This window comes from Gardnerella swidsinskii, assembly GCF_003397705.1.
GTDB classification, from domain to species: domain Bacteria; phylum Actinomycetota; class Actinomycetes; order Actinomycetales; family Bifidobacteriaceae; genus Bifidobacterium; species Bifidobacterium swidsinskii.
In genome coordinates this window covers 1-20,948 of the sequence record NZ_QJVB01000004.1, presented here as the reverse complement: position 1 = coordinate 20,948, position 20,948 = coordinate 1, and the positions used below count along the sequence as shown (strand labels likewise).

The 20,948-nt window shown below is 43.4% G+C and carries 17 protein-coding genes; all 17 read right to left on the bottom strand.

Annotation, left to right across the window (positions count from 1 at the left end; genetic code table 11):
- Nucleotides 1–29 precede the first annotated feature (29 nt).
- Nucleotides 30–317 carry a toxin-antitoxin system antitoxin subunit gene (locus D0T18_RS05630; protein ID WP_076003078.1) on the bottom strand — a complete coding sequence of 96 codons (288 nt, stop codon included), beginning with the start codon at nucleotides 315–317 and terminating at the stop codon, nucleotides 30–32.
- A 12-nt stretch (nucleotides 318–329) separates the two neighbouring features.
- On the bottom strand, nucleotides 330–623 hold the full coding sequence (locus tag D0T18_RS05625; RefSeq protein WP_076003079.1) for a hypothetical protein: 294 nt from the start codon (nucleotides 621–623) through the stop codon (nucleotides 330–332).
- Nucleotides 624–953: 330 nt separating this feature from the next.
- Nucleotides 954–1,814 carry a KilA-N domain-containing protein gene (locus tag D0T18_RS05615; protein ID WP_102703264.1) on the bottom strand — a complete coding sequence of 287 codons (861 nt, stop codon included), beginning with the start codon at nucleotides 1,812–1,814 and terminating at the stop codon, nucleotides 954–956.
- A gap of 409 nt (nucleotides 1,815–2,223) precedes the next feature.
- Nucleotides 2,224–3,651, bottom strand: a complete 1,428-nt coding sequence (locus D0T18_RS05610) for a Maf family nucleotide pyrophosphatase (RefSeq protein ID WP_116440653.1) — start codon at nucleotides 3,649–3,651, stop codon at nucleotides 2,224–2,226.
- Nucleotides 3,652–3,684: 33 nt separating this feature from the next.
- On the bottom strand, nucleotides 3,685–4,752 hold the full coding sequence (thrB, locus tag D0T18_RS05605; RefSeq protein WP_076003080.1) for a homoserine kinase: 1,068 nt from the start codon (nucleotides 4,750–4,752) through the stop codon (nucleotides 3,685–3,687).
- Nucleotides 4,753–4,771: 19 nt separating this feature from the next.
- A complete protein-coding gene (locus D0T18_RS05600) occupies nucleotides 4,772–6,142 on the bottom strand; it encodes a homoserine dehydrogenase (protein ID WP_116440652.1) in 1,371 nt (456 codons plus the stop codon).
- A 65-nt stretch (nucleotides 6,143–6,207) separates the two neighbouring features.
- Nucleotides 6,208–7,209 (bottom strand): CPBP family intramembrane glutamic endopeptidase, encoded by a 1,002-nt coding sequence (locus D0T18_RS05595; protein WP_102703268.1) that lies wholly within the window; start codon nucleotides 7,207–7,209, stop codon nucleotides 6,208–6,210.
- A gap of 51 nt (nucleotides 7,210–7,260) precedes the next feature.
- Nucleotides 7,261–8,403 carry a D-alanine--D-alanine ligase family protein gene (locus D0T18_RS05590; protein ID WP_116440651.1) on the bottom strand — a complete coding sequence of 381 codons (1,143 nt, stop codon included), beginning with the start codon at nucleotides 8,401–8,403 and terminating at the stop codon, nucleotides 7,261–7,263.
- 71 nt (nucleotides 8,404–8,474) lie between these two features.
- Nucleotides 8,475–9,470, bottom strand: coding sequence for an NAD(P)H-dependent glycerol-3-phosphate dehydrogenase (locus tag D0T18_RS05585; RefSeq protein ID WP_116440650.1), 996 nt, complete (start codon nucleotides 9,468–9,470; stop codon nucleotides 8,475–8,477).
- A 141-nt stretch (nucleotides 9,471–9,611) separates the two neighbouring features.
- Nucleotides 9,612–10,496 carry a lysophospholipid acyltransferase family protein gene (locus D0T18_RS05580; protein WP_116431517.1) on the bottom strand — a complete coding sequence of 295 codons (885 nt, stop codon included), beginning with the start codon at nucleotides 10,494–10,496 and terminating at the stop codon, nucleotides 9,612–9,614.
- A gap of 20 nt (nucleotides 10,497–10,516) precedes the next feature.
- Nucleotides 10,517–11,380 (bottom strand): anchored repeat-type ABC transporter permease subunit, encoded by an 864-nt coding sequence (locus D0T18_RS05575; protein WP_116440649.1) that lies wholly within the window; start codon nucleotides 11,378–11,380, stop codon nucleotides 10,517–10,519.
- Nucleotides 11,380–12,168 carry an anchored repeat-type ABC transporter ATP-binding subunit gene (locus D0T18_RS05570; RefSeq protein WP_012914491.1) on the bottom strand — a complete coding sequence of 263 codons (789 nt, stop codon included), beginning with the start codon at nucleotides 12,166–12,168 and terminating at the stop codon, nucleotides 11,380–11,382. Before D0T18_RS05570 ends, D0T18_RS05575 begins: the two co-directional genes overlap by 1 nt.
- 20 nt (nucleotides 12,169–12,188) lie before the next feature.
- Nucleotides 12,189–13,937, bottom strand: a complete 1,749-nt coding sequence (locus D0T18_RS05565; protein WP_116440648.1) for an anchored repeat ABC transporter, substrate-binding protein — start codon at nucleotides 13,935–13,937, stop codon at nucleotides 12,189–12,191.
- Nucleotides 13,938–13,955: 18 nt separating this feature from the next.
- Nucleotides 13,956–16,103: a choice-of-anchor M domain-containing protein gene (locus D0T18_RS05560; protein WP_205411953.1), complete on the bottom strand. Its 2,148-nt coding sequence runs from the start codon at nucleotides 16,101–16,103 to the stop codon at nucleotides 13,956–13,958.
- Between the two features lie 13 nt (nucleotides 16,104–16,116).
- A complete protein-coding gene (locus D0T18_RS05555; RefSeq protein ID WP_004109103.1) occupies nucleotides 16,117–17,316 on the bottom strand; it encodes a choice-of-anchor M domain-containing protein in 1,200 nt (399 codons plus the stop codon).
- A 34-nt stretch (nucleotides 17,317–17,350) separates the two neighbouring features.
- Nucleotides 17,351–19,666: a choice-of-anchor M domain-containing protein gene (locus D0T18_RS05550; protein ID WP_116440646.1), complete on the bottom strand. Its 2,316-nt coding sequence runs from the start codon at nucleotides 19,664–19,666 to the stop codon at nucleotides 17,351–17,353.
- Between the two features lie 228 nt (nucleotides 19,667–19,894).
- On the bottom strand, nucleotides 19,895–20,449 hold the full coding sequence (locus tag D0T18_RS05545; RefSeq protein WP_116440645.1) for a cysteine hydrolase family protein: 555 nt from the start codon (nucleotides 20,447–20,449) through the stop codon (nucleotides 19,895–19,897).
- Nucleotides 20,450–20,948 lie beyond the last annotated feature (499 nt).

Sequence of the window (20,948 nt, the reverse complement as noted above, 5' to 3'; positions counted from 1 at the left end):
TAGAACTTTGTAATCACAACACTTTGTAATCATCTTGCTTTTTGAGCAAGAAGCAGTTTGCATGCTTCGCGCACAACGTCCCCAACTTTCACACCCTGCTTATCGGCAGAAGCCTTTAGAGCATCAGCATCTTCAGCAGATATACGAAAAGTTATAGGCAACATAGCTTCTTTGTAAAGAGGCGGTCTGCCGAGCGGCTTTTTAATACGCAAATTACCAGCTTTACCGTGATATTTGCCTTTTTCAGCATCACTTTCCCATTTATCAAGCATTTCATCAGTGACATCAATGCCACCTTCACCACGAAAATTAGCCATAATCACTCCTACCTATCTTCTACCAAAAATTTGTCTAATTTCTTCTTGACTAAATCCCATTTCAGCAAGAAACTTTTTAGTTGCAGGCACTACATGAAAAATAATCCATTCCCCATCTTCGCCCTTATATGCAATAAGTTCCGTAATAACTCCGCGAGAATCCCAAGCAAATGAAAGCATCTGACTAGGCTCATATTCACCTTGCCTGGGAAGCTCTCTACAAGATGAGTTCCACATATTTATTACTTCAGTTTCGCTGAACCAAGGTCGTTTTCGAATAACTCTAGGATGCACTAAAACCTTCATAAATATTATCTCCCAACTCTCAATACTTTCGTATACGAAATATTATCACATTGTGCCAGAGATTATCAAAATATGGCTAATCGAACTAATAAAAGCATGCAAAAAGCCTAATGCAAATTGGCAAAAGTTGGAAGTCTGCTTTCAGATTCCGCAAAACTAACTCATACTTGGAAGTCTACTTCCAAATTGAAGCTAACTTTGCGCAACTACCTTTGCACAGCTAACGAGTCGAGGCAAGAGAATCAAGACACGCGCGGAAACTGTACTGCACACGTACCAGAAGACGAGGTAAATATCAGCATTAAGTGCAGAATTAAAAAGTGATTAGACTCAATTTTTTAGCACGGAATCCAAACTCTTTATTCCAGGATTATTCAAATTCTCAAGAGATAAAATCTGCGTTCGCGCCAAATTTCTAAGTTCCGCCATTCGATCAGCCTGTGGCAAACCCTTAGAGATCAAAACAGCGTTATAGCTTTCCATATTCGCCAATACCAGAAGTTCATTAATACTCGCCTCGTCTCGAATGTTTCCTTTTGACTTAGGATTTGCGTCTCTCCATTGCTTAGCAGTCTTATTAAACAATGCAACATTTAACAAATCTGCTTCATTTGCATACTTATACATCAACTGCTCAGAAGTCAAATCCTTCAACAAATATTCTTTAATAGCATCCGTATGAATCTTGTAATTAATCTTCGAAATCTCACGGTTCAAATTCCAATTCAACGAAAGCCTGGAACCCTCATCAGATTTAAGTCTTTGATAATCTTTGATAATATATAGTTCAAATTCTGCTGAGATCCAAGCCGCAAACTTAAATGCTATATCTTTATGAGCGTAAGTTCCGCCATTCTTACCAGATTTGGAAACTATGCCAATAGCATTTGTTGATTCTACCCATCTTTTAGGAGATAAAGTAAAAGCATTAGAACCAGCCTCATTCTTAAAGGAATCGAATTCGACCCCTTTAAAATTCGGATTGTTAATACTCTCCCACAATCCCAAGAATTCAATAGTATTCTTTACTCTCAGCCAGTTTTTAACAACATCTTTAGGCTCTTCTTTGTTTTTATATCTCGCAATATCGGTTAAACTAACGTAATCATTCCTAAAATCTTCCGTATAAACCTGAATTGTAAAGCCTTTTGCCGTAATAATATCTTTTTTAATATTTGATGCATTAGACATAATTGCCCCCTAATATTTACGCAAATTTACGCAATTAGTTGCTTTATTTGATTTGTTTACTTTATTTCTATGCGCTTGACACAAAACCCATGAATCACAAGCAAAATTACAAAATCAAGCACAAGCCACAAAACATCTAACAACTAGCAGAAAACTAGCATGCATCAGCGCATAAGTAGTATTTTATAAGATTTCATAGATTAAAAGCAACGCAAACACGTAGATAAAATAAAAAAGTTAATTCCCAAAACAATACTCTAAATAAAATTTCGCAAGTTGGAAATCTACTTCCAAGTTTAGTGCAAAATGGCAAAAGTTGGAAGTCTACTTCCAAATTCCGCAAAACTAACTCATACTTGGAAGTCTACTTCCAAATTGAAGCTAACTTTGCGCAACTACCTTTGCTCAACTAGCGAATCGAGGCAAGAGAATCGAGACGAGCGCGGAATGACGGCCAATCCGTGCGCATTGCCGTAAGCAGCTTCAGCTTAGGCACGTCGTCAATCGGCACCCACTTAATTTCCATACTCTCGTCGTCGTGCGCGCAAGGATTCACACTATGCCCCAGCTTTTCAAACGCAAAAACCGTTGTATAACACCAATTTCCATGATCTTCGCGGTAAGCTCCAACAACTTCAATATCTCCCGAAGTGATATTTGCTTCCTCGAAAGACTCACGCAGCGCGCCCTCAATCGCGCTTTCTCCGTCGGAAATTGCGCCACCAGGGATGCCCCAAGTGCCACCTTCAGCGCTCCAAAGAGCACGATGTTGCATCACAACGTGCGTCACGCGACCAGTTTCAGCATCTCGCCTAGCAAGCAGCACTCCAGCAGCTCCGTTATGACCCCAATGTCTGCGGCCACAATCGCAATGCACCCAGCCATCTCCCGGCTGATGCACATTTTCTTTAGGCACTTCCGTGGAAGTCGGATCATTCTTTTCGCCAGTTTCTTCCAAGCTTTCCTTATTCCACAAATCCGGCCAAGCGTATCCAAGCTCCGAAACCATTTGTCTCAGCAGCGGCAAGCTGATTCCAAGAACACCGTGAGGATCTCCATTAATGCTTTCAATAAAAGCTCCGCCAAAACCTTCTAGCGTAAAGGATCCTGCCACTTCCAGAGGCTCACCAGTTGCTACATACGCGCGAATTTCCGCGTCATTCATTTGCGCAAAAGTTACGCTTGCATGACTTGTTTTGCAAATAGTTTTGCCGGTTTTTGCGTCGATTAAGCAGTGACCAGTCCACAATTGTCCTGTTTTTCCACTCATCTGCTTGATTCTCTCAAATGCCACTTCAGGAGTATGCGGCTTTCCGTAGCACTCACCATCGAGTAAGAACATGGAATCGCAGCCAACAATCAGCACACCGCTACAATCATGAGAAGATTTACTCGTATATGCAAAATCGTGAATATCGAAAGTTTTTGTAGGAACAGTAACGCCTGAAAAATCGCGAGTTTGCGCCGTATCTACGTTATGCGTTACGTCTGATTGCGAATCGCTTGCTAAAGCATTACCAGCAGATTCAGAAGATTCAGATCCCGCAGGTTCAGCTTCCAGCGGATACCCCACAACTAAATCGCCACTAGCCGAAGCAGCCGCATCCGCCACACACTTCCACGCATGGTACACAGCTTGAGCTTTTGCACGAGCCAAAATAGAAACTCGCTGCTCAACGTTCAACTGCTCAACGCTCGTACCTCGCTCACTAGCGGCATCACGCAAAGCCGCCGGCTCATCCACTTCGCTTACGTGAATTACCGGAATCACGCCAGCGGCCGCCAAAACAGCCCTACGCGCTGGAGACTGTGAGGCCAAAATCAACGAAACTGTCATACCTTACCCTTCCCTTTTACAACTTCACATAGGTTATTCGCGAGTTATTGCAACGCCAATAGAATCAACCTGCACATGCAAAACACGCCAGCCAGCACGCGAAAGCCACGGCTCAGCAATCGCGTCGATTTTTTGAACCGCACTCTTATTGCACTCAGCGTCTCCTGCATAAAATACAGCAACGCACGATCCTGCTCCCGAAATCGCTGCAGCAAAACCATGCTCGCGCAACGTTTCCACTAGCTTCCATGAATCTTTCATAAGATTTGCACGATACGGTTGATGAAGAGCATCTTGAGTTGCTGCAAAAAGTAACGCATTTCTCGAAATATCAGATTTTATTGTGCCTAATTCATTTTCAGAATCGCTATTTAACTCACCAAAAGCAACCGGTAGCATTGCAACTCGCGACACGTTAAATATTGCGTCACCATACGGCACTTTTGCTGGAAGCGCGCGCCTAGCAAGCTCTGTAGAAAGCTCGAAATCAGGAACAAATACAGACACGGAAATATCTTGCGAAACTTTGTATCGCACAGTATGAAAACCGGTAGAAAGCGGAGTTTCACAATCTCCAGCCACGCGCACAGAACCTTTGCCTTCCCCAGCATCAAGCTTCCAGCTCATCGTTAAACCGCCAAAAACTGCAGGAGCAACATTGTCTGGATGGCCTTCAATTGCGGCCGCGATTTCGAAAATTGCTTCGCGATTAAGCTCACCTTCGTGCGCAAAAGCCCAAGCAGCAGCAACTGCAGCAACAATCGCTTCTGCAGAAGAGCCCATACCGCGCGCTTGCGGAATCCGATTATGCGCTTCTAACGTAAATCGCAAGTTTGGCAGACCAAATATTTTGCAAGCTTTGCGAAAAGTCGCTACAACTAGATGCGTTTCATCTTTTGGAAGCGTATCCTCGCCTTCGCCGTGAATAATTACGCGCACGTTTCCAGCATAATCAAGCGAATTTTTAGAATGATTATCATCCAGAGTAAAAACTAAAGAATCCGCATAATCAAGCGCAATACCGGCTGTATCAAAACCAGAACCAAGATTTGCGCTAGTCGCTGGCACGCGCACGGAAACACTGTTACACACTGGCTTCATACGACCACCTGCAGCTTCTCTACTTTATAACGCGCAAAACTAGCGGCTTTCCACACACAACATCCAACTTCTGCAAATCCTCACAAATAGCTTGAACTGCAGCTTCCGAACATTCGCGCACAAGCACGCGCACACTGCCAGGTCCACCAAGACCGCACTGTGGGCAATCCGAATCAGCTTCAGTTTGCGCATACTTAGCTTGGCACGCCGAAGCCAAACGTTCAGCCGCAACGCCATGATCTACAAAAACATCCATAACTTCGCTGCACAAAGCCAAAGAAGTATCTTCCATATTGCAACGAATCACAAAATCCGCTCTAGTCTGCTCGCTAGAAGCCGGCACATACTTGTTGTACATTGGCACGCCAAAACCTGCGCATCCACGCACAAGATTTCGAGCAGCACTAACAACATCTCCAACAACAGCACTTGCAGTTGGAGCGCCGCCGGCACCGCGTCCGTAGAACATCAAATCGTCTGCAGCCTGCGCCTTCACAAACACAGCATTAAAACTGCCGTGAACCGACGCCAAAGGGTGCTCCGCACTAACAAGCGCCGGATACACATTAACGCTTACTCCGCCATCCGATTTTGACTTACCGTCGCAATGCCTTTCGACTGCTGCAAGTAGCTTAATTACACGCTTTTCCGCGCTCGCTGCAGCAATATCTTCAGCAGTAATCGCGCTAATTCCTTCAACGGATACGTCGTCAATACTTACTGGCATTTGGAATGCAAGAGTTGCAAGAATCGCAGCTTTATTTGCAGCATCGAAACCTTCAACATCTCCGGTCGGATCTGCCTCAGCATAACCCTTTTCTTGAGCCGCGTGCAAAGCCAAATCAAAATCAAGTCCGCGCACAGTCATTTCGTCAAGAATATAGTTGGTAGTTCCGTTTACAATCCCGAAAATTTGCGTAATTTCGTCGCCAATAAGTGACTCTCGAAGCGGTCGAACAATAGGAATCGCTCCTGCTACAGCCGCCTCAAAGTACAAGTCAACTCCATGACTTTCTGCACACTCGTATAATTCCGGACCAAACTTCGCAAGCAACGCTTTATTTGCAGTAACAACAGATTTTCCGTGGCATAACGCACTTTTTACAAAAGTATGAGCTGGCTCAAGTCCGCCAATAAGCTCGACTATAATATCAATGTCTTCGCGAGCGCACAAAGAGGCAGTGTCTGTAGTTAGCAAATCACGCTTAATCCAAGGCGCATCAACTTCTTCCGGGCGTAAGCATGCAACTGCTGCAAGCTCAATTTCAGCGTCAGTTCGCTTCTTAAGCTCATTGAACTGTTCAACTATTAGTCGCGCTGTTTGAGACCCAACAGTTCCAGCCCCAAGTAGGCCTACGCGAATAGTTTTAGTCGACTGATTGCTTTGCATAACTTTCGCCTCCTTCGTTGATTTATTTTATATTTTATTTTTATGCGATTATTTTTTACTCGCTTTTACACAAATAACATTAGCAAATTAAGAAGTATTGAAATAATCAAAAATGCTATTACTCCAACAGTTCCGTACAATGCTTTGTTGCCAGCTTTATTCGGAAGTTCTTGCGGAGCATTGAAGAATACAAGATACTTGCGGCGGCGAACTAGCAAAACCACGCCTACTATAAGCATGGCAATCATAAACATCCCATAAATTCCAGCTAGAATAAAACCGGTTGGCAGTCTAGTTAATTCCTGACGAGACATCTTTTCTACGTCAATCATATTTCCGCTTGCATCAACCAGCTGCTTTTCCAACCACATTGCAACTATGCTTCCTTGGAAATTCACAATCATATGGAGAAATATGCTGTAGCTCAACTTGGACGTACGAATATAAATGTAGCCAAAAACAAGTCCAAGTCCAAATGCGTAGAAGAATTGGAAAATGTTCATATGGAAAAGCGCGAAAGCAAGTGCAGAAAATACAATAGCTCGCTTTTCTCCGTACGCGCGCAAACGAGAAAGCAGCTGTTTTCTAAAAAGCCATTCTTCCACAATTGGCGCAAGAATTACCACGAATATGAAGGTTTCCCACATATTTCCCGCTGCAATAGTGTCTGATACGCGATTTTCTGCTTTGCCACCGCTAAGAACTGTTGCTAGGAAAACGCCAACTATATTACCAATGTACATAATCGGTATGCACACAGCAAAGAATCCGCCAAATTGGCTAAATTTCATAGAGAATTGTCGGGTTTTTGCCGCAGGAACAGTGCGCATAATAAGCATTGCGATTGGTAAAGCGACTAAACACTGCGAAATATCCGACACAAGTAATGTGTTAAGAGAGTCGCTTAGCATGCTCTTAGGCACAAACTGTGAAGAAAGAACTCCAAGAACATAGGCAACAGCAATCCAAACTACGAGGAATACGCATAAAGACATGCCAATAGTTCCTTGACGTTTGCGCGCTAACAAATAAGTGTCGTCGCGCCATGAATTTTGCAAATCTTGCATACTTATTCCTTTTTATTGCTGCTTTTTGTTTCTGCTTTACAGTTGATTAAATTATTTCAAAACGCCTTCAATAAGCTTTGTGATTAAATCGTTGTAGCTTATTCCAGTTGCTTCCCAAGCTTTTGGATACATGGAGATTGGCGTAAATCCAGGCATCGTGTTGATTTCGTTAAGAATTACGCGACCATCTTTAGTTACAAAAGAATCTACGCGACTTAGTCCCCGCCCATCTGCCGCTTTGAACGCTGCAAGCGCCGTTTTGCGAACGCGCTCTAAAGTTTCCGCTGGCAAGTTTGCTGGAACTTCAACGTGCGAAGCTGCGGAATCCATGTATTTGCTGTCAAAATCGTAGAACTGGTCTTCACCAGCCTCGCGCTTGTCTAGCACAACTTCTCCAGGCCAGCTTGCTTTCGGTTCTTCGCCGTCGCGAGCTGCAAGAACCGCGCACTCAATTTCTCGTGCATCAATTCCCTGCTCTACCAACACTCGCCAATCGTGCTCTGAAGCCTCAAAAATAGCTTCTGCTAAGGCTTTAGCATCGCGCGATTCAACTTTTGTAACTCCAAAACTGGAACCTGCGCGGCTTGGCTTTACAAAAAGCGGATACTCGAGTTTTGCTGCTTCAACTTGAGTAAGAATTTCTTCTGCGTATGCATCAAAGCGATTTTCCGCGTCGCTTGCAAACTTGCGCGCATCAAGTGCAATTCCAGGAGCAACATTAATTCCAGCAGCTTTAAACAGTTGCTTTGCATAGTATTTATCCATGCACGCAGCCGAAGCCAATACTCCACAACCAACGTATGGAACTTGCATCATTTCTAGCAAGCCTTGCAAAGTGCCATCTTCACCGTTCGGACCGTGAAGAACTGGGAAAACAGCGTCAATATGACCCAAACTTGTAAGTGTACCGTCATTTTCGCGGGCTAAAAATCCGTCTGCGCCTTTGGCAGGGTCTAGCACAACATCGCGCGTTCCAGCAGTTTTTGTTATTACCGGAAGCTCTCCTTCTTCCATACGGAAGTTTCGCGGATCTTCGCCGCCAACAATCCATTCGCCTTGTTTTGTGATTGCGATCCGCACAATGTCAAAACGATTTTCGTCTACAGCACTGAGCACTCCAGCAGCAGATATGCAAGAAATCGAATGTTCGTCTGCCTTACCGCCATACAAGAACACTACACGCTTTTTCGTCATTTTTTTCCTTTATATATTTTGAATTATTCTAATTATTTTGGACTAGTTTTGATTATTTTCGCAAACGCTACTTACTCTTCGCAAACGTCGTCGTCGAAAAGCATTGCGAGCATTTCTTGGCAGGAAATTCCTTCTTCAAGCACGCGAGCCATTGCACTTGCAAGCGGAGTTGCAACACCCAAACGCTTGCCCATTGCAACTACTGCGCTTGTGGTTGGCACGCCTTCTGCAACACCATTGCTCACGGCAGTTGCTTCTTCAACGCTCATGCCTTTTCCAAGATTTGCACCGAAAGTATAGTTGCGGCTTAGAGGAGATCCACAAGTTGCAACTAAATCACCAAAGCCAGCAAGACCTGCAAAAGTGCGCGAATCCGCGCCTTCTGCTACGCCCAATGCCGTCAATTCTGCCAAACCGCGCGTTTCAATCATAGCCGCCGTGTTTTCGCCATATCCTGCACCTCGAGCCATACCAACTGCGAGCGCAACCACGTTTTTAAGCGAGCCACACATTTCTACGCCGATTACGTCTGTTGACACAAATGCTTTAAAGTAGCTGTTTGAGCATGCTTTTGCAACTACTTCTGCCTGAGATTTTTCTGCGCAAGCAACTACTGCTGCAGCCGGGTGGCGAGATGCAACTTCCTTGCTCAAGTTTGGTCCGGAAAGTGCAGCAAAACGGTTACGCGGTAAGTTCAAAGCTTCGCACACAACTTCATCCATACGTTTGCCGGTTGTGCGCTCAATGCCTTTCATCAGCGAAACAACGATCGCATTTTGTGGAATCAAACCCACAAAACCTTCCAACGCAACGCGAGCAAACTGTGCCGCAATCGCCACGACTACAATATCCGCATTTGCAACAGCCTCTGCTCGGTCCCCAGTTGCAGTCATGTTTTCTGGAAGTTTTTCTACGCTAGGCAGACGCACGCCATTATGATGATGATCGCGAATTCCTTCAACAATTTCTGGCTCTATTGCCCACATTGTCACTTGATTTCCTGCATCCGCAAGTACTTGTCCAAACGCAGTTCCCCAAGCACCAGCACCCAACACCGTAATGTTCATGTTTTACGTCCTGCCTTTCGGTTGTGAGTTTTATAAGCTACTGTATAGCTATTTATTTGTAATCACACTATTACATAATTCTACACATGCCGCTTTACGGGATTTTTAAAAGATACTTTATTTTATTCTTCTGTATATTTTTTATTCTTCCGTAACGCGTTTCATCTGCCTGTAATCAAAGTATCCTGCAGGAGATTTTTCTCCACGAATTTCTTCCATAATCTGCGTCATACGCACACGCACGCGACGAGCCAACTCTTCAGCAGATTCAAGAGGAGGTAGCTCTCCCCAATTTTCACTCCCCTTTAGCAAGTCAGCATAATCAAGTTGAGTATCGTAGCACATTACAACATTTTTCTTTGGCCATGGCCACCAGTGGTTAATGCTTGCCGCGCCCCATGTAACCGCGCAAAATAGCGGAATCTGATGTCCGAGTCTGCGCGATGCTTCGAGAGCAATTATACCAATTCCGGGCTTCATGCTCATAGGCCATTTTTTAGGATCGCGCGTAACTGTTCCTTCAGGCCATACACTTAAAGGTCTGCCATTGGTGAGGATTTTAATAGATTCTTCTTCTATTTCTCGCGCTTTTCCGCTTCTGCGAGGAACCGGCTGCATGCCTACAAGCTGGAACCATTTGCCTAAGATTGGCCAGTGAGCGAGTTCCGCTTTTGCCATGTAGCGCGGACGACGACCTTGGTGGAATAGTGCAGTCATAGGTATGAAAACATCAAACATCGTCACGTGTGTGCAAGCGGTAATAAACACGCCTTCTTCTGGCACGTTTTCTAATCCCCACGCCTTTACTTTGCAACGCGAACGCAATACGCGCGACGTTCCTTCGAGCAACCTTTCTGCGGCTTTAGGATTTTGCGCGTCAATTTCTGCCTGATTTGGCTTACGTTTTCCTGTTGGATAGTAATACGTTGGATCAACTAAATTGTGTTTACTTGCTAAAAGCTTTACTTGCTCATCACTGAGTGGTTTTACTGCACTTCTTGGCGAAGGTTTTCCTTTTGATACCATGCTTTCTATTGTGCAGCATGCTATAAACCTACGCTACGACCTACTTTTGCAATCAACCCATGTTTAGGAGAGCACGCCCAAGCGAGCACGAATAGAGCGGTTGCTACGAGCACAATTGTTCCGCCTGTTGCTGTATCAAAGCTCCACGAAATATACATTCCAATAATCGAAGAAACGCAACCAATAACAGGAGCTAAAATCATCATCCTAGATAGCCGATCGGTAAGCAGTCGCGCAGTTGCAGCAGGAGTCACAAGCAGAGCAAGCACAAGCACGTTTCCAATAATTTGCACGGAAACAACTACAGCGATAGCCACTAACACGTACAACATTCCATCTAACCATGCAACTGGCAATCCCATTGCGCGCGAAGTTTCTCGATCCATCGATACGCACACAAGCTCTTTGTGGAACATGCATAATATAGCCAAAATAATCAAACCAGTAAAAGCAACAACAGCAATATCTGAATCAGGAATACCTGTAATCGAGCCAAACAAGAAGGATTCCAAAGAGCCGGCGTAGCCAGATGCTTTAGAAATAATCACAATTCCAAGAGCGAAAGCAGATACGAAAAATACGCCAATAAATGAGTCTTCGCGAAGCCTGCGATTTTGGCTAAAAATAGATACGATTAGCGCAGTTGCAACTCCTGCGAGCGCTCCTCCAAATAGCAGATTTCCTTGCAATACGAAGGCTATAGCAAGTCCTGGGAATACTGAGTGAGCTACAGCATCTCCAATAAACGCCATTCCTCTAAGTACTACGTAGCATCCAACTACACCGCAAATTACGCTAGAAAGGCACGCTACAATAAGCGCTTTTAGCAAAAACCAAAGGTCTGGATTTGTTAAATCTTGTATAAATTCTATTGGAGATAACATTACTCTTTCACCACACTTTCCTTACCAATTACGCGCTCAACTGCTTTAATAAGCGGATTTTGCGGAGCTACGTGGAAGGTTCGTACCCACTGTTCTGTTTGCAAATGTTGCGGCTCATCGTCGCCCACAATAGTGCCATCAAATAGCATTATTCTCGAGCATGAGTTAATTGAACCAATAATATCGTGCGAGCTCATGAGAATTGCTTCACCAGAAGCAGACAATTTTAAGAACAAATCGGTAAGCAGTTCCTGAGTAGGCATATCAAGTCCAGTAAACGGTTCGTCTAGCAAAAGTAAACGCGGCTCTCCAGCCAATGCTCGCGCAACAAGAACGCGTTGCCGCTGACCTCCAGAAAGTTCACCAATCGTGCGATCTTGGAAATCAGCCATTCCTGTGCGTTCAAGCGAGTTTAATGCGATCTCGTAATCTTCTTTTTTAGCGCGACGAACGTAACCAATATGACGAATCCTACCCATCATCACTACATCTAAAACAGAAAGTGGGAAATCCCACGCAATATCGTGACGTTGAGGCACGTATCCAACGTAAGATACGCGAGAATTAAGTTTCGCACCTTCCATATGAGGAGCACGCACTTCGAGTTTTCCAGTATGCGGAATCAAACCCATAATTGCACGAAATAGCGTTGTTTTACCGGCACCGTTTGCGCCAAGTAATCCCACGAATTCGCCACTATTAATGGTAAAAGAAACATCTTTTACAACAGCGCGATTCCCGTACGAAATATTCAAATTTTGTGCGCAAATTACTGCATTTTCTTCCATATTTATTACCTTTAACACTTTCACTTCAAACATTTCGCTAAAGAATCCGCGTTAGCTCGCATCATATCCGCGTAAGTTCGCACATTCGCGTCGAAAGCGTCACCATAAATTGGACAAACTTTCACATGTGCTTCAGACGCAAGCTCTTTAAGCACAGACGAGCGAGAAATCAAATTCGGCTCCAAAAACACTGCAGGGATTTCCAAGTCGCGCAAAATTTGCGAAAGTCTGCGCCTATCTTGCACGCTTGGCTCGCTTGAAGGGTTGATTGTTACAAATCCTGCTATATTTACGCCATAAGCTTTACCTAAGTATGCAAAAGCGTCATGCGTTGTAACCAAGTTGCGACGCTCTTTTGGAATTGACGCAACTTTTTTACGCATATAAGCGTCTACGTCGAGAAGTTTATTAATATATCGATCCGCATTTGCGCGATATTTGCGAGCATTTTTAGGATCAACTTCGCACAAGCGGTCAGCTATTGTGCGCACATAAGCAATTCCGTTTTTCACTGACTGCCATAAATGCGGATCAATATCTCCATGAACATGTTTTCCAAGAACAGCTTGAGGAAGTTGATAAATTTTCTGCCTTGCAAATCCAAGGAATCTATAGCCTTGTTCAGCTGGAATTTCTTTTAAAGCATTAGTCGGCACTTCTACTACTACGTCTCGCGGCTCATAGTATACGCGCTTTGGCGCAACTGACCGCTTTTCTTGCAAAGTGTCAACTCTGTACAAAAATCCGCGTTTAGCTAAATCGTAAGCCAAATCTGCATGACCTTGATTCAAAACTACGCTAGCTCCACGCTTTTTCGCTAATTTCTGCGCGTTAATGCCAACAGCAAAACGCATAGTTGCGTTTCCTAAACTTGCAACTCTTTCGTTTTGAGCATTGAGCATATCTGCGTGAAAACCGAGGGTATATTCTCCTGGCTTACTAAAAGCCCAACTTAAATGCGTGTGCGCGTCCGCAGGCAAATCCACATGATCTTCATCGTTAATTCCGTTTGCTGAATTAACGTAAGTTTCTACGCTTCCAAAAGTGCCAGTAAGGTAAGCAAAAAGCGAACCAGGACCGGTTACTTTAGTTGCAGTTAAGCGGATCCTGTCCGAACGCTTCATGTTGTATGCTTTTGGCTTTATTACAGTAGCGCGTCCTTCTTTCGTTACAGTTGAAGGCGCGTTTGATTGTGAAGATTGAGAAACCTGAGAAGACTGCGACTTATCAGATTTCTCTTGAGATTTTTGTTGCTCTCTAGCACCTTTAGTTTCCTCAACCTGCTGCAAAGTTTGACGTTCTGTAGCAAGACCAAGCCAAATAGTGTCCAACGACACATCTTCGATCATTGGAATAATATCCGCCGCATGTTTCACGCTTTCTTCAGCAAGTTGCACATTTGGCACGCCTTTTCGCAAATTTGCGTCTAAAGCAGTAATAACACCATGCTCCTCAAGCATCATGTAATTACTAAAAGCCACATCCGCATACACAACGTCTCGAATTGAACGCAATCGCGGCTCGTAAGAGTGCGGATCTGCATTATCAGGTACGATTGAACTCACATTTGCGGCATCCCCTGCTACATTCGCCACCATATCGCGCAAAACGCCTGTAGTTGTAACTACATTAATGCGACCATCGCGATGTCCTGCACGATTCCCGTTAGCACTACCACAAGCAGAAAGCGGCAAAATAAACGCGACGACTGCAATTGCACCAATCGAAGAAAATAAAGTTTGCTTTACTTTTCTGGGCTTATGAATCACCCTTACACACTCCTACTACTAATAGCGCAACAGCCAGTTGAAGTTAATAAGTCCGCGCTTGTACAGATACCAAATTCCTGCACCCAAAACGCCAAGCACAGCAATAATTCCACCAGCAAGAAGCGAATAAGCAAGTAAAGGATTTCGCTTAAATAATCCTGTTACACCTTTTGCTTCAGACTTCGCAACATCGTCATTATCGTTCAATTTCTGTCGGTACAAACTTTTAGCGAGCCTCTTGTTACTAATTTTTGAAACAAGACCTTTATGCTTTTTAGCTTTTCTTGGCAATTGTTTTCCAGAGTGTGAATTGTTCAATCCTAAACCACGACCACCAACAAAAGGATTTCCGCCAAAACGAGACAAATCAGCAGGTTTTGGTGGATTATAAGGTACAAAAGGATCACCTTTTCTGCCTCGTGGATCCTTTTTTACATTATCTTCGCGGCCGCCAGCATACCCCATTGGCGTTTCTTGTGGATCAACACCAACAGCAACATGAATATTGCGAGTTACTGTAGAATTTCCGTCAGAAGCTTGGAATTGCAATGTGTAATATCCCGGTTCGTCGAAATCCCAATTCGCATGAGCATGCGTATTCGCAGGTATCGTATAATCTGTTGCTCCTTGAGTGGAGAAAATCTCTTGATCTCCACCGCCCAAGCCGCCGAACATCCAAACGCGTACGTTTCCAGGACCTTCAACTCCTGTTAGGCTCAATTGAGTTGGCTTATGCGGATTCATAGACTGATTATTCCAACCCATCCATGGCACACCATCAATTTGAGTTTGAGGTATACGATACACGCCGTTAGTTTTGCCAGCATCACCAACTGCGAACACAACTGTATCTGTGTCTCTAAATACGTGACTTCCTGTCACATCTTCTTGCACAGCCATATCAACTTTATTTGAATCGCCAGTATATACAGCAATATCAACATGACCGTGGTCTATAACGAGTTTGTCACCCTTGATGTCTTTGAACTTTGTCGCAGCAGATTGCTGACTTTGAGAATCTTGCTTTCCGCTTTTCGCGTTATGTTCCCCATGAATAAGACCACCGTTATTACTCCCAAAAAGTCCTTGTTGTTGCATTTTTGCTCCAGACCATGGAGTCACATACACAGTGTTGTTGTTACCGTTAATGAAGAAAGATCCGTTACTTTGTTGCACATTAATGCTGTGATCCTCACCTTGAGAATCATCATTATCATCTGAATCTTCTTCGTCATCTTCACCATCTTCATCACCGTCATCACCGTCAAAAGATACGCCATCATAATCAGCAAAATCCCCAGCTGTTACATCATGATTAGTGACGTGGAATGTATAGACTTGCTCAGAACTTTGCTCCTCGTCACCAACGGTAGTAGTAGCCTTCATTTTTAACTTGTACACACCAGGACGGTTAAAAGACCAATACATGTGCGAATGCTTGCCACCAGTCTCAGTGATGTCAACATCTTTCGGCCATCCGTCAACAGAACCAAGCATTTTCTCATAATCGTCACCGCTGCGAGTGTACATAAAAACTTCGCCGTTGTGGGGTGCTTCGATACCAGTTAGCGACAATTTAACTGTTGGATTAACTTTTGTTGTAGAACCAGCTCCCTTATATAACGGTCTAGTATCTAAACCAGGCCATAATGCACCAGTATTTCCAGCTCCAGATTGATCAAAGAACCAGACTACACCTTCGCGAGTTGTTGCGTAGATTTCTTTTATTATCGGATCGTTCTCATCTTTGGAAAACTGCATGATATTTTTAGAACCGACTTCAAAAATAAGCCGATTCGTATCGTAACGAGTGCCATTATGATCTTCACTTTCAAACGCATCTCCCAAGGTTCCTAATACCATGCGCCTGCTTGCACTATCAAAGAAAGTTGCAAAAACATCAGCATGACCTTTATATGCGTGGCACATTGCAACTTTACTATCAGCCGCAGGTTGTGAAGCAGTTTTATCTAATCTAGCAGCAGTACACGCTGCAAAATTGGCTTTTTTTATGGCAGTAAAATCTTTAGAAGATTTCTTTCCGCTTACAACAGTTGCGTCACTGCCATTGTCAGCAAAAGCCGTGGGAGTTCCCATCATCATGCCACACAAGCACACGCCCACCAACAAAGCGCGAGATAATTTCTTTATACTATTACGAACCATTTTCGTCACACCATTATTTCCACTGAGTGCCATCAGATTGCACATTGTCTGATTGAGAATATTGAGAATTATTAATTGGTGACATTACTGTCGTTTCTTGATCACGCACTAGATTTGGCAAGGTATTGTCACCATTTGCATTATTCACAGAATTTGCATTATTTGCATACTGTTGATTAGCTTGTGCAGAAACTTGCTTAGCAAGCGCAAGATTTCGTGCTTTCTTGCTTTTAACTACAGCTATTAGTACAAAAATCACAATAATTACGGCAATAATAGCCACAAAAATACCTACAATTTGAAGAACTAAAGCTGTATCGTCACTTTTTTCAGATACTTTGTGAGAATGCTTATGCTTGTTGTGAAGGAGTTCGTGATGATGATTAGCTTCATCTTTTTCGGATTCATCGTTATCTTCTTCATCTTGACCCTCTTCGTCGCCCTCGTTGCCACTTGCTCCAGCAGCACCCGCACCTAAAGCAGCATTAGGATCGGTATTATCTCCAACTGCAAAATTAAGAACACGCGTATCGCTTACTGCGCGTCCATTTTTAAGCTTTCCTGAAAAAGTAAGCTTCACATGATAAATTCCAGGCTTAGAAAACACCCAATTCACGTGAGTATGAGCGTTGGCTTCAATCCAGCTGTTTTGCGGATATCCTTTAGTACTATCCCAAAGTTGCTGTGGATTGTTGTTGCCATTTTCTAAGTAAACATGCAGTTTACCCGGGCCGCTTACTCCTTCAAGAGAAAGGTTTGCACCGCGATCGAGCTCGTTAAGCACGCCACCTTCCTGCGTATTCCAACCAAGCCACGGCACATCAGGATTTTGAGTTTGTGGAATTACGTAAAGCTTGGTTCCAGGCTTTTCGCCAATAAAACTGTAGGCAGCATCATCAGGCATAGGAATTATTGAATTGCCACCTAATTTAAATACCACATTTTCTGGGTCTCGCCACACTGGTTCGTCACCAGTATCATCACGAATCTTCAATTTCCATTTGCCGTCGATTAGCGTTGGTCCAAAATCAGCATGACCTGCTTGAATCATAACTGGCTGATTGCCTTCATTAGCATAAGCAGTTTCCTGCATTGGATTTGGTGCACATAAAGATGCAACCAAAGTTACTAAAGAAAATATGAGCGCAAGCAGCGCAGTAGAATATACATGCTTTCGTTTTACTTGCAATGTTTCATTTTGTTTGTAATTCATTATTTAAACTTTCTAGTAATAATACGAATACCATTTACAACAATTTCAATTTAGAACGTATCAATGCTCCGCATGCGCCAGTTATTGTGCATAAGCCGACGCTCGCACCTGAAGCTGCAACCGCAACCCACTTAGTCGAGGAACCATCACCTTTTGTATCATCTGAATCATCTTCATACGCTTCATCAGATTCTTCGTTGTATTGCCTTGCACCTTGCAAAGCATGACGTTCAGTATTCTTAACAAAATCAGAGTTATTGACAGAACTATTTTTAGACTTATTGCCAGAATTATTATCTGTTCTTACGAAATTACGAATAGTCTGTCCACTTTTCTTAGAGCTCTTGTTCTTAGTATGAGTTCCGCCAGAAGTTCGTCGCGATGAATTATGTAACGATGTTCCGCTTGAATTTTCTGTTCTTGTAAAAGAACTAGAACCAGAACTAGCACCACTTTGCGTATTATTTTTAGAATTATTCTTACGATTAGTGCGGTTAGTCTTATTGCGATTCTTCTTTGTGCGCTTGAATTTTCTGTTGGATTTCTTAAAGAAATTAGATTCGAATTGGAATCCACCATTAGAACTAGATCCAAATAGTCCCGAATTTGCAGTGCCGCCGAATACACCTTTCAAAAAGTTCTTTCCACCAACAAAATGCTTAGTCTTATTTTTGCGCTTATTACGACGCTTCTCATGGTGCTTTTTCCCGTGAGAGTTCTCATCATCTTCAGAATCAGAACCACTTTGATCATCATCGCCATCATGGTTATGAGAGTGAGGAACACCTTTCATCTCAATAACATAATCGCAAAACTCATCAAACATTTTATTACGGTAAAGTTCACCGTTCTTTAAAACTAAGGAAGGACGAATCGTTGCACCTTGCATTGACGCATCAAGTTTTAGCTCCAACTTGCTGTTCACGGCACCAGAAATGCGCTTAAATTCGCTTTCTCCTTCCTTTTTTATCAACCAAACATAATCTTTGACTATGGAAGTTACTGGACTTGTCGGATCGTCAATTGGCACACCGGTAACACCGTCGGTTGCAACATGAGGGTTAAGCAATACTGTTTTCGCGTGTAAAGTATCCCCTGGTTTGAAACGCTTATAAGGAGCAATTGCTTTTACTACAGGATGTCCGTCAGCACCGTGATCTTCAACGGCGATGGTTGCAGACGCAGTATCTTTGCCAACTTGCGTTTCACCTTCAGTTGCGTGAGCATACACTTTCATCTTGTTCATTGCAGGCTCAGCTGGAAGCTGCAATCTCTCAGCAAAAAGAGTGGTTCCATACGCGTCAGGACCTTCGTCAGCACGCACATATCTCCACTCAATACGAGCACCCTTTGGTTTGTTAACTACTTTTAAGTCTAAACCACCATAACCTTCGTATGAATGATAATGCGGATGAGGTCCGGAATCACGAATATTGCCGATGCGCATATCGCCGCCATCGTCTTTATCCGTGTCTTTATGATCTTTGGAAGCTTCGTGTGCTTCTTCATCATCGTCAGGATTAATAGAATCACCGCGACGGTGCAAATCAAGCGTTTCCGTAATGCCAGCAGGTACTTCGCCTGAATATGTATCTTCTACTTCAAAAGTGTATTCTGCAGGTTCGGTTGTAATCTGCTTCTTAGTGTTCTTATTTGTAATAGTTGCTGCTACTTTTAGTTTGTAAACGCCAGGCTGCGTAAATCCCCAGTTTGCATGCACGTGGCCAGCAGTATGTTGGTGAATTACGCCAGGTAGCATAAATCGACTGCCATCAGTATCAGGTTCGTCGTCTAAATCGTTCTCTTCAAACGATAATTTCTTCGAATTTTTACCAGCACCATCGGTAGTCCAAAGCAGAATGCGCCCGTTCATTGGTCCAGTAACTTGCTGAATTGCAATATCTGCTGTTGCGTCATCTGCATGAGGTGCGCCAACTAAAGTTGCAGCATAACCTGTGTCCCAACCCGGGAAGAGGGGGTTTCCTTTTTGATTTCCGGAACCATCGAGATAGTAGTATTCAGTAGCGAGCGCAGGAAGCTGCGATTTTGTAGTATACGTGTTTTTTGCTACACGCAAAGTAGTGTTTTCAGGCTTTAAGAAAGTGGCACCGTCTTTTTCGACGGCCATAATGAATTTACCGTTGTATTGAATTGGGTAAAATACGTCCGTATGGCCGTGACTTAGCACTTCCTTTTTTGTAGGATCGTATTTTTCGCCAGGATTACTATTTTCTAATGCAACTGCCGGTAAAGCTGCACTAAATCCTGATGCGAGCACGGCAATGGCAAGTATTGCAACACTTGCCATTGCAAAAGCACGTTTCACAATATCCCTAATGACCTGAGTCATAATTACTATTTCGCTCTCTACACTTCATCTTCTTATCGTTATATGCGCTCTTCTTTTCGCAAATAATTATGGAAGATTTTTAACAACGTCTATTAATAATAATAATGATTCTCATTAATAGCAAGTCGACACTCCGAATAAACAAAAACGCTGGTAGCTTAAAGCAACCAGCGTCTATTATTCTCAATAACTATTGAATACTTATTTAAATATTTTTAGCTAAAATTCTCAGCCTTCTACAATATCCGCATTAAGGCAAGTCTTAAAGTGGCGCAAAGCCCATTCGTGACCTTGCGGATCAAAGCTTGCGACTGCATCTTTGTGAACTACGATTTTGAAGCCAAGATTATACGCATCAACAGCAGTGTGAAGCACGCAAATATCCGTGCAAACACCCACCAAGTGCAACTCCTCAATATGACGTTCGCGCAGCTTAATCAGCAAATCCGTGCCATTAAACGACGAGTAGCGAGTTTTATGAATGTAATACACATTGCTTTTATCTTTATTTTCCTCGTAAAAATCACCAAGCGCGCCGTACAGCTTCTGACCGTGAGTTCCGGCGATATTGTGAGGTGGGAAAAGTTTAGTTTCAGGATGATACGGATCGTTCAAATGATGCGTATCAATCGCAAAAACCACGAACTCTCCAGCGTCAAGAAATTCCTGCGAAATCTCAGTAATACGCTTCTCAAGCTTTTGCGCAGGCTCACCTACAGTCAGAGAGCCATCGCTTGTCACAAAATCATTCGTATAATCAATGTTAATAAGGGCTTTATTCATACCTACTCCTTGTATGAAATTTACAGAATAATCGCAAATAGCATTACTGCTAACAGCATTATTGCAAATAGCTCTACTGCAATAGCATAATCGCTTTAGTTACAATATTCCGCATTCTTAATTGCTTGATTTTATTTCAATTGATAGCCCAATTATCAACTCAATTGCTGGCCCAATTGCAATCGGCGCAATACCTTAATATTCAAAGAATACTCAAAGCTCACTTGCTTCTGCACCGACTATCATCATTTAATCACTACCTTGCGGCAAATGATGCTACAAAACGTTTGCCGGGGATTTTTCGTTACTGGTGCAGTACGGTTTCTGCGCGCATGTCTCTGTTGTCTGTTTTTAACTACATTTGCCGTAAGTTTTCCTCGCGTTTGCGCGACGACCTGCTTGAGCGCAGCATTGCGCGCGCGAAAGCAATTCGGAGCGTGAGCTTGCTCAGACGGAAAGTCCAGTGGACTTTCCGTGCAAGCTCAGCAGTGAGCGCTTA

Coding starts and splice junctions, on each gene's coding strand:
- D0T18_RS05630 (WP_076003078.1), bottom strand. CDS start 317: ATGGCTAATTTTCGTGGTGAAGGTGGCATTGATGTCACTGATGAAATG.
- D0T18_RS05625 (WP_076003079.1), bottom strand. CDS start 623: ATGAAGGTTTTAGTGCATCCTAGAGTTATTCGAAAACGACCTTGGTTC.
- D0T18_RS05615 (WP_102703264.1), bottom strand. CDS start 1,814: ATGTCTAATGCATCAAATATTAAAAAAGATATTATTACGGCAAAAGGC.
- D0T18_RS05610 (WP_116440653.1), bottom strand. CDS start 3,651: ATGACAGTTTCGTTGATTTTGGCCTCACAGTCTCCAGCGCGTAGGGCT.
- thrB (WP_076003080.1), bottom strand. CDS start 4,752: ATGAAGCCAGTGTGTAACAGTGTTTCCGTGCGCGTGCCAGCGACTAGC.
- D0T18_RS05600 (WP_116440652.1), bottom strand. CDS start 6,142: ATGCAAAGCAATCAGTCGACTAAAACTATTCGCGTAGGCCTACTTGGG.
- D0T18_RS05595 (WP_102703268.1), bottom strand. CDS start 7,209: ATGCAAGATTTGCAAAATTCATGGCGCGACGACACTTATTTGTTAGCG.
- D0T18_RS05590 (WP_116440651.1), bottom strand. CDS start 8,403: ATGACGAAAAAGCGTGTAGTGTTCTTGTATGGCGGTAAGGCAGACGAA.
- D0T18_RS05585 (WP_116440650.1), bottom strand. CDS start 9,470: ATGAACATTACGGTGTTGGGTGCTGGTGCTTGGGGAACTGCGTTTGGA.
- D0T18_RS05580 (WP_116431517.1), bottom strand. CDS start 10,496: ATGGTATCAAAAGGAAAACCTTCGCCAAGAAGTGCAGTAAAACCACTC.
- D0T18_RS05575 (WP_116440649.1), bottom strand. CDS start 11,380: ATGTTATCTCCAATAGAATTTATACAAGATTTAACAAATCCAGACCTT.
- D0T18_RS05570 (WP_012914491.1), bottom strand. CDS start 12,168: ATGGAAGAAAATGCAGTAATTTGCGCACAAAATTTGAATATTTCGTAC.
- D0T18_RS05560 (WP_205411953.1), bottom strand. CDS start 16,103: ATGGTTCGTAATAGTATAAAGAAATTATCTCGCGCTTTGTTGGTGGGC.
- D0T18_RS05555 (WP_004109103.1), bottom strand. CDS start 17,316: ATGAATTACAAACAAAATGAAACATTGCAAGTAAAACGAAAGCATGTA.
- D0T18_RS05550 (WP_116440646.1), bottom strand. CDS start 19,666: ATGACTCAGGTCATTAGGGATATTGTGAAACGTGCTTTTGCAATGGCA.
- D0T18_RS05545 (WP_116440645.1), bottom strand. CDS start 20,449: ATGAATAAAGCCCTTATTAACATTGATTATACGAATGATTTTGTGACA.